Source organism: Herpetosiphon llansteffanensis (assembly GCF_003205875.1).
GTDB lineage: Bacteria > Chloroflexota > Chloroflexia > Chloroflexales > Herpetosiphonaceae > Herpetosiphon > Herpetosiphon llansteffanensis.
This window is the reverse complement of sequence record NZ_PUBZ01000105.1, coordinates 40539-48562: the sequence shown is the minus strand read 5'-3', so window position 1 is coordinate 48562 and position 8024 is coordinate 40539. Positions and strand designations below refer to the sequence as shown.

Genomic DNA, 8024 nt, shown 5'->3' with positions numbered 1-8024 from the left:
TCTATTGCCCGATCCCCAACGACCGATCCCCGACCCCCAATCAACTACTTCGCCCCAGCCCCAGCTTGAACTGAGCTATTGACAGTGCTAGCTTGTTCGGCGTTGTAGTTGTATGGCGGGGTGAAGGCTACGCCAGTGCTAATCCGATCGCCAGTCGTATTTTGGTAGAGATTATCAACTGCCTTGAGATCGCCTTCGTGCAAGCGATGTGGCGTGTTAACCCCAATAAAGGCGTTCTTTTCGAGCAACAATTTGGATTGATAGCCTGAGCTTACACAGTAATCGTTGCCTGTGGCAGTGTATAAGTTATTGAAGACGTGAATTTTGCCAAAGCGCGTGCGTGGCATACGTTGCATTGCGCCTGCAAACCACCAGTTATGATGGAAGGTCACGTTCAATTTGCCGCTATCAGTTGAGCCAGAATCATCTGAGCTGCCGATCAAATTCGAGAAGCGATGTTCTTTGTTGGTGGTATAGCCGAATTTGCTCCACGAAACGGTGATGAAATCCGAGCCATTATTGATGTCGAAGTTGCCATCTTGGCCATTGGTGATCGTCAGATGATCAACCCAAACGTGGTGTGAATTGCTAATGCCCAAGGCATCGTTGCCAGCGCGGCATTCGTCGTAGCTAGCACAGCTATTGCCGTTGATCGCGAAATTTTGCAAAATGATGTTTTGTGAATTTGAAACTTTCACATTGCCTTGAATCAACGCGCCGTTGCTGCCAATGATGGTTTTATTCGAGGCCACTGTGAGCGTGCCTTGCAGCTTGCCAGAGAATTTAATAATCATTGGCGAGCTTGATTTGGCGTAATTTTGCAATTCGCTAAAGTTGGCTGCGGTTACCGTGCTGCCGCCTGCGCCACCAGTGGTTGTGCTCAAGCCTGCGCCCGAAACCGTGGCCCAACCAATTAGGCCATTGCTCACTGGCGGATTCGTCGGCACAACCGTCGCCGTGGCGACAGGCGTGCGGGTTGCAGTTGGCCCTGGTGTACGGGTTGCAGTTGGCCCTGGTGTGCGGGTTGCCGTGGCTACTGGCGATGTCGCGGTTGGGCTAACGCCACCACCACAAACTACGCCATTAACCGCGAAACTACTTGGCACGGCCAAACTGCCAGTTGTCGTGGCGGTAAAACCAAAGCTTTGGTTGCCACCAGCGGCAATGCTAGCATTCCAATCGACGTTTTTGGCGCTGACTTGGCTACCACTTTGCGTCACGGTCGCATTCCAGCTTTGGGTAATTTGTTGGCCGCTGGGTGCGCTCCAAGCCACAGTCCAGCCGTTGACGGCGCTGGTGCCAGTGTTGCGCACCACCACATCTGCTTGAAAGCCGCTGCCCCATTGATTGGTAATTGCATAATTGACTTGGCAGCTGAGGCCAGCTTGAGCGTTGGTAATTGGGCTTTTGATGGCACCAATCAGAGCGGTCGCTAATCCGCTTGCAATAATCCAGCGTCGAGCGGTGGTTAATTTCATGGTAAAACTCCTTGTATGAGGGATTGGGGGTTGGTTGTCGGGAATTGGGGAGCCGGAGAACAAAGCAGAAATATGATTATTCTAGTTTTGTTCTTTGTGGTTAAACGTTCCGATCCCCAACGACCGATCCCCGATCCCTATGGTCTATGCTCTTTGTTCTATGTTCTGACCCCTGACCCCTAGCCCCTGACCCCTACTTACTATGTTCTATGCTCTTTGTTCTATGTTCTTAAATCGCGATCAACTGCCATTGTTGCCAAGCGCCAGCTGTATAGCCCCATTGCTGCACGTTTGCTCCATCCGTGCCGGAGCCTGCCGCTACATCAAGCGCTTGTTGGCTATTGCGATTGACGACATAGAAATAGCCGCCACCTGCGTCGAGCACTTGCCATTGCTGATGCGCCGTGCCGCCATAACTCCATTGCTGCACGTTTGCGCCACTGGCTTTTGATCCACCAGCTACTTCAAGCGCCAAACCACTATGGCGATTAATAATTTTCTTGAAACCGCTCCCAACATCAACGATTTGCCATTGTTGATTTGCCCCACCGTTATCGGCCCATTGCTGTACATTGCCACCGTTGCTGGTCGATTTGGCGGCAACATCGAGCGCCTTGCCGCTTTGGCGATTGATCAACTTGAAATAGCCGGTTGGGGCTGGGGTTGGATTTGGGGTTGTGCCAGGAAAACCACTTTGGATCAAGCCACTCAGGTATTGTTCAGAGGTGGTTAGCCAGCCATCGTTATTCAGAAAGGTGGCAGTGCTGAAGCTTTGGGCTTGTTGGCTCGTGAGTTTTTTCATCCAACCAACGCGATTGTTGAGGCTTGCACCGCCGCCAGTGTTGCCTTGCTCGCCGTAATAGGCGGTTGCTTCGTTGGCGCTATTGCCCCAATTATCCCAACCTGCTGGCCGTACATGCGAGCCAAGATTACTATTGAGGAAAATCACCCGCGCATATGGTCGCCACGGTCGGCCAAGGTAGGTCAAGGTATTGCTGGAGCCAGTGACGCTGCAATTGGTAAAGACATAGCCAGTTGTTTGACTGCTGGCCGTCCGCGAGTGAGCGGTGATATAGCCTTGGCCGTTGCTTACAATTTGGCAGCTATCAAACACCGCAGTGGCATTGCCAAAAATAAAATCAACAGCACCCTGAATTAAGCAGTTGTTGTAATATTGTCGCCCTGCATTTGCATACAGCGTATCTTGATAGCCCAACATGCGCACATTGCGAAAATTCAGGCGGTCGCCGCTGGCATACAGGGCCACTGCTTGACCAACATTGCCTGCGCTATTTTGAATCGTGAGGTTGGTTGCATTGCAATCGTTGGCGTAGAAATAGCAACTGGCGCTGCCGCTTGTGCCGTAGGTTGTGCCGTCGGGCTTGGTTTTGCTGGCGTAGTTGTCATAGGTCAACACCGTGCCATCGCGGCTTTGGCCATAGAGCGTAATTTTTGGCTTGTTGTTGGGAATCGTAATGACTTCTTTGTAGGTGCCGTTTTTGATGAAAATCACCACGCGATTGGGGTTATTGGTGGGCACAGCGTTGATTGCCGCTTGCACGGTGGTATGCGCGCCACTGCCATCTTTGGCAACAACGATGCTCGTGCTTTGGCCTGCAACGAGCGAAAGATCCAATTGGCTGGCAGCAATGCCGGTGGCAACAAAGCCTAAACGTCGTAAAAAATCACGCCGATTAAATTGATTCATCGATGAATCCTTAATAAAGATTAAAAGTGTGACCTAAAAAAAGAGCTTGTTTGGTTTAGCCTTGGCAGTAACGAATAATTGAAGCAGAATTGAATTATATGCAGCCAAACCAAAATGATTATTAATAGTATTGCTAAAGAGACCGGTTCCAATCTAGCATATGAAACATAAATTAAACAATCATCGTAGCCTCAGGATGCAAGATTAATTACACTTGCTTGATAATTTGATCAAGAACAATTCTCAATAAAAATATCAACAAGCAAATTAAATGATTATTTATATTGCATGGTAAAACAAATTACATGCATGAAAACTTATTTCAATCATTGGAATATATCTACAAGCATGCAAATTTGTTCATATGCTCATGATGCTAACATATTCAAATAATTAAAGCAACTTAATTTTTTAGAATTTTTTCATATTGCGATCAGGTCTATAGCATAAACAGCGTTTCTAAACCAAGATATAGCCTGAAAAAGAAGTTTTGGATGCAATTAATTGTTATGAATAATTTGGAAATAATTAAAAATTTCCGTTACAAAATGCACGATTTGGCACTTTGCGACAGATTGAATTAAGATATTTGGTAGCGTTTGTTTTATCGATGAGGAATGATTCATGCAGGTCGTGACCACAATTGACGAAGTTCGGGCGGCTCGTCGCCAATGGGCCAATGTTGGTTTTGTGCCAACCATGGGCTTTTTGCATGCTGGCCATTTGAGTTTGGTGCAACAAGCCAAGGCCGAAAATGGCGTAGCGATTGTCTCGATTTTCGTTAATCCAACCCAGTTTGGCCCAAATGAAGATTTTGCTAGTTATCCACGCGATCCCCAGCGCGACCTTGAGTTATTAACCGAAGCTGGCTGTGATTTGGTTTGGATGCCAAGTGTCGAGGAAATGTATCCTGCTGGGTTTAGCAGCTATGTTGATGTGGAAGGCGTGACCGCACCCCTAGAAGGCGCACGTCGACCTGGCCATTTTCGCGGCGTGGCCACGGTTGTAACCAAATTATTCAATGTTGTGCAACCAACCAAAGCCTATTTTGGCCAAAAAGATGCCCAGCAAACCGTGGTTATTCGCCAATTTGTGCGCGATTTGGCGCTACCAGTTGACGTGGTGATTGCACCAACCATTCGCGAGGTTGATGGCTTGGCGCTGAGCAGCCGCAATAGTTATCTTACACCTGAGCAACGGGCAGCGGCTCCAGTGCTCTATCGCGCCTTGACTGCTGCCCAAACCGCCTACGCAGCAGGCCAAACCGATGCAGAAGCAGTGCGCCAATTAATGCTGGCAGCCCTCAACCAAGAGCCATTGGCCAACGTCGATTATGTGAGCATTGCCGATCCGCAAAGCTTGCAAGAATTGACCAGCATCGATCAACGTGGCGCATTGGTTTCGTTGGCGGTGCGCATTGGCAAAACTCGGCTGATTGATAATTTGATATTGTAAGTGCTTGGGCTATAGGCGATATCTACTGGTACATTGAGTTGAAAACCGGAGCATGCCCTCACCCCCAGCCCCTCTCCCACTGAACGCGGGCGAGGGGAGCACCCATTGTTCAACGACGTATTGCGGCAGAACCACGGGATTAAAGCCCCTCGCCCGCGCCACGGGAGAGGGGTTGGGGTGAGGGGATCACGTGGTGGTTAACCTGATGTACCAGTACAAATAGCCTTCAGCCTATAGCCTGATTGTCTCTGCGCCGCTGCGTTAAAGTTTCTCTTGCTAGGCTAAAAGCCGAGGCGCTCAATCCGCTCGTCAACCAAATCGCTCACTTCTGGGTGTTGCTCAGCAACATCACGCAACAAGGTGCGCAATTGGCCTGCCTCAAGCTCATCGAGCGTCACCTTGGATGCTGTTTCTGGCAGAACTTGCTCGGGGCAATAGCTCAAAAAGAGCAGCACCGCCACGCCGTGAGCGCAAAACTCGCTCGCCTGAGCTGCGCATGTGCATTGGATTGTAATCTGCTGAACAGAGTAAGTTTTGATAATAACCAGATAGTGGCTATTAGTATGATCAACAACCGAGGCCTGAATGCTTGCGCCATGGGCTTGGACAGCTGCGACCATGCCCTGCTCGAAATATTCCAAGCCCTGTTCAAAGTTGACTGTGCCTGCGATTGCCTGAATCTGAGCCTCAGAAACCACGGGAAACTCCATATCTACCTCGTGTTATGTCTGCAACTATTCTAAACCGCGAATCCACTGCTGAATACTCCCAACAAGCGTATTTGGTTCAGCATCGACGTTAAGGGTCAGTGCATTGCTGGGCATTTCCAAGGTTGCCAATTGGCTGGTTAACAGGCTGCTGGGCATAAAATGATTGCTGCGTTGTTGCAAACGTGCTTGAATTAAGGCTGGATCGCCAACCAAATGCACAAAATGCACCTGTTGATTAATCTGCAAATAGGCCCGATATTCGGCGCGCAAGGCCGAGCATGCCAAGACCAAACTACGGTTTTGCTCGCATGCAGCCTCAATTTGTTGGCGCACCAACGCCAGCCATGGCCACCGATCGGCATCGGTTAATGGCTGGCCGCTCGCCATTTTTTGGCGATTCGCTTCAGGGTGCAGATCGTCTGCATCGATAAATTGCCAGGCTTGGGCTGCCGCCAATTGCTGCCCAATCGTTGTTTTGCCAACCCCGCTCACGCCCATAACCACAATCACCATAACAACTCCATTTAAGCCAAAAGAGAGAGTTGGTACAAACCAACCCTCTCAAATGATAATCGGTTGTTGCTGTATTCAGAACTGAAGGCTATGGCGTTGAACGACCGTCGAGCGCAGCAAGAACATGCCGCCAATGCCGACCCCAGAGCTAAGATAGAACCAGACAAACGCGGCGGGCAAGCTGATTGCTGCCAAACCAATTGCTGGTAGCACAATCGCTAGACTGCCAACCAAAACCGCTGCTGGCCCATGTAATTTGAGCTGTTGGCCAATCACCATGGCGATTGCTGCCAGCCCAATCAAATAAGGCACTTGGGCAATCAGCAATAACACTGGCAAGACTGCCAAGCCAACCAACGAGAAGATCAAGAGCAATGCAATGCCCCCAACCACCACCACCGAAAGCACCGACCAGACGAGGCCCAAGCCCAACGCGCGTTGAGTTGCTAAGCGAATAATTTGTGCGCCGCTGGCAAATGAGCGTGGCCAAATCAAGCTCAACAAGCTAGCAATAATCGTGGCCAAAATTGCCAAAACCACTGCCAGAATGACCCGCGTTGAAGTGTTAAGCGTTTGATTGCCTTCGACTGGTAAGAGCGCTGCTGCGCCGCTATCGCTGAGATTGCCATTGAAAACGGCTCCAGCTTGGGCAACATCGGCTCCCGATTGCATCTGAACTTCGCCGGTAGCTGCCATCACATTGCCTTGGGCAATCGAATCTGCTTCGAAGGTAACGTTACCAAACAAACTGACTACATCGCCTTCGACTGAGCCACGGACGATGATCGAGCCTGTGACCGAGGTTACATCGCCTTCAACCACACCATCGATCACAATTGGTTGGCTGATGGTTGCAATGTCGCCACCTTCAGTTGTGCCAGCGCGAACCACCAAGGCATCACCATCAGTACGTAGCGCTTGGGCAAACACAAACGTTGGGGAGGCAATAATAATCAGGGCTAGAATGATCCAGCCAAATAAGAAAGCTCGTGGATTGCGTTTCATTGTTCTACCTCCACAAGCAGCGCCGGTGAAGGGGTCAACAAACGTCGCCAGATCATCAGTGCTGCACCTGCAAGCACAAGCACCCCAAGGAGCAAAGGGATGCCAATTAAGCCAAGGGTTGCCGCCATCGGCTTCCCTGCTAAGGTCAAGGCCATAACCCCGCGGCCTGCACTTGAATCAACCCCGCCAAAGGTTGCTGCAGGCAATGAGCTATCGAACAAGACCCCATAACCGCCCCACAGGACGATTAATGCGACGAAGCCCAGAGCCACACCCCACAGCACACGTTGACGTAAGGCACGGCTACGGGCTTGAGTTGCTGCAAGCGCAGGAGTCGCTGGTAATTTTGCCATTAAGCTGGCGGCAAAATTTGGCGGTGGAATAGCCGATTTAGGAGCGGCTAAGACGGCGGGCAATTGCCCAAGTTCATCGAGGCACATTGGGCACTCCTGTACATGACGAGAAATCAATTGTTGGTCGTCAGGGTCATCTGGTTGCTGAGCGCGTAGCTCGCGAATCGAACGGCATGTCATAGCTCTGCTCCTTGTTTATCCAACGCAGCGGCCACCATGTTGCGAGCACGATGGAGCCGGGTTTTAACCGCACTTTCTGATAGCCCCGTAATATTTTCGATCTCTTGATAGGAGAGATCGTTCCAGTAGCGTAGCACTGCCACCAGCCGATAATGATCGGGCAGAGTGGCTAAGGCACGCTGGACGGCATCGCGCAACTCACCACGCAATGCTGAGCGTTCAGGGCCATCATCGGTACTTGGTAGGGCAAACGCCAAATCATCAAGTGGCACTATCGGTCGCCGTCGCCGTAAGCGATCAATGCAGTAGTTCGATGCGACTGAAAAGAGCCATGTAGAAAACTTGCGGCTTTGATCGAACGTTTCAAGCTTGGTATACGCCCGGATGAAAATTTCTTGGGCTGCATCTTCGGCCTCATGGCCATCGTGCAACATCCGGTAGGCCAAGTTGAAAATTGGCCCCTGGTACAATTCGACAATCCGTTGAAATGCAATTTGGTCGCCACGAATTGTCGCCCGCACCAGCGTCAATTCTTCACTATTGATCTCTGTCACGCGGTTCTACCTCGCACCACTATACTCGGTACGCGCTGAGCAAGGGTAATGTTTCATTGTCAAGAGGG

The 8024-nt window shown here is 50.4% G+C and carries 8 protein-coding genes; 1 reads left to right on the top strand and 7 read right to left on the bottom strand.

From position 1 onward, the window contains the following. Window positions 1-44 precede the first annotated feature (44 nt). Window positions 45-1478 carry a cellulose binding domain-containing protein gene (locus C5S61_RS16195; RefSeq protein WP_110516441.1) on the bottom strand — a complete coding sequence of 478 codons (1434 nt, stop codon included), beginning with the start codon at window positions 1476-1478 and terminating at the stop codon, window positions 45-47. A gap of 229 nt (window positions 1479-1707) precedes the next feature. After that, window positions 1708-3186, bottom strand: a complete 1479-nt coding sequence (locus C5S61_RS16190) for a pectinesterase family protein (RefSeq protein ID WP_110516439.1) — start codon at window positions 3184-3186, stop codon at window positions 1708-1710. 624 nt (window positions 3187-3810) lie between these two features. On the opposite strand from C5S61_RS16190, the gene panC reads away from it, so the two are divergent. Beyond that, a complete protein-coding gene (gene panC / locus C5S61_RS16185; RefSeq protein WP_110516437.1) occupies window positions 3811-4641 on the top strand; it encodes a pantoate--beta-alanine ligase in 831 nt (276 codons plus the stop codon). 281 nt (window positions 4642-4922) lie between these two features. Here panC and C5S61_RS16180 read toward each other — a convergent pair whose 3' ends face one another. From C5S61_RS16180 to C5S61_RS16160, 5 genes are all read right to left on the bottom strand, one after another. Beyond that, window positions 4923-5339: an SWIM zinc finger family protein gene (locus tag C5S61_RS16180; protein ID WP_110516434.1), complete on the bottom strand. Its 417-nt coding sequence runs from the start codon at window positions 5337-5339 to the stop codon at window positions 4923-4925. A 36-nt stretch (window positions 5340-5375) separates the two neighbouring features. Beyond that, window positions 5376-5864 (bottom strand): gluconokinase, encoded by a 489-nt coding sequence (locus C5S61_RS16175; RefSeq protein ID WP_110516432.1) that lies wholly within the window; start codon window positions 5862-5864, stop codon window positions 5376-5378. 75 nt (window positions 5865-5939) lie between these two features. Then, window positions 5940-6869: a bactofilin family protein gene (locus C5S61_RS16170; protein WP_110516430.1), complete on the bottom strand. Its 930-nt coding sequence runs from the start codon at window positions 6867-6869 to the stop codon at window positions 5940-5942. Next, on the bottom strand, window positions 6866-7402 hold the full coding sequence (locus tag C5S61_RS16165) for a hypothetical protein (RefSeq protein ID WP_110516428.1): 537 nt from the start codon (window positions 7400-7402) through the stop codon (window positions 6866-6868). Before C5S61_RS16165 ends, C5S61_RS16170 begins: the two co-directional genes overlap by 4 nt. Further along, a complete protein-coding gene (locus C5S61_RS16160; protein ID WP_054534994.1) occupies window positions 7399-7956 on the bottom strand; it encodes a sigma-70 family RNA polymerase sigma factor in 558 nt (185 codons plus the stop codon). Before C5S61_RS16160 ends, C5S61_RS16165 begins: the two co-directional genes overlap by 4 nt. Window positions 7957-8024 lie beyond the last annotated feature (68 nt).

Excerpts from the sequence above, each read along its gene's own strand:
- C5S61_RS16190 (WP_110516439.1), bottom strand. The coding sequence starts at position 3,186 with ATGAATCAATTTAATCGGCGTGATTTTTTACGACGTTTAGGCTTTGTT.
- C5S61_RS16170 (WP_110516430.1), bottom strand. The coding sequence starts at position 6,869 with ATGAAACGCAATCCACGAGCTTTCTTATTTGGCTGGATCATTCTAGCC.
- C5S61_RS16175 (WP_110516432.1), bottom strand. The coding sequence starts at position 5,864 with ATGGTGATTGTGGTTATGGGCGTGAGCGGGGTTGGCAAAACAACGATT.
- C5S61_RS16195 (WP_110516441.1), bottom strand. The coding sequence starts at position 1,478 with ATGAAATTAACCACCGCTCGACGCTGGATTATTGCAAGCGGATTAGCG.
- C5S61_RS16165 (WP_110516428.1), bottom strand. The coding sequence starts at position 7,402 with ATGACATGCCGTTCGATTCGCGAGCTACGCGCTCAGCAACCAGATGAC.
- panC (WP_110516437.1), top strand. The coding sequence starts at position 3,811 with ATGCAGGTCGTGACCACAATTGACGAAGTTCGGGCGGCTCGTCGCCAA.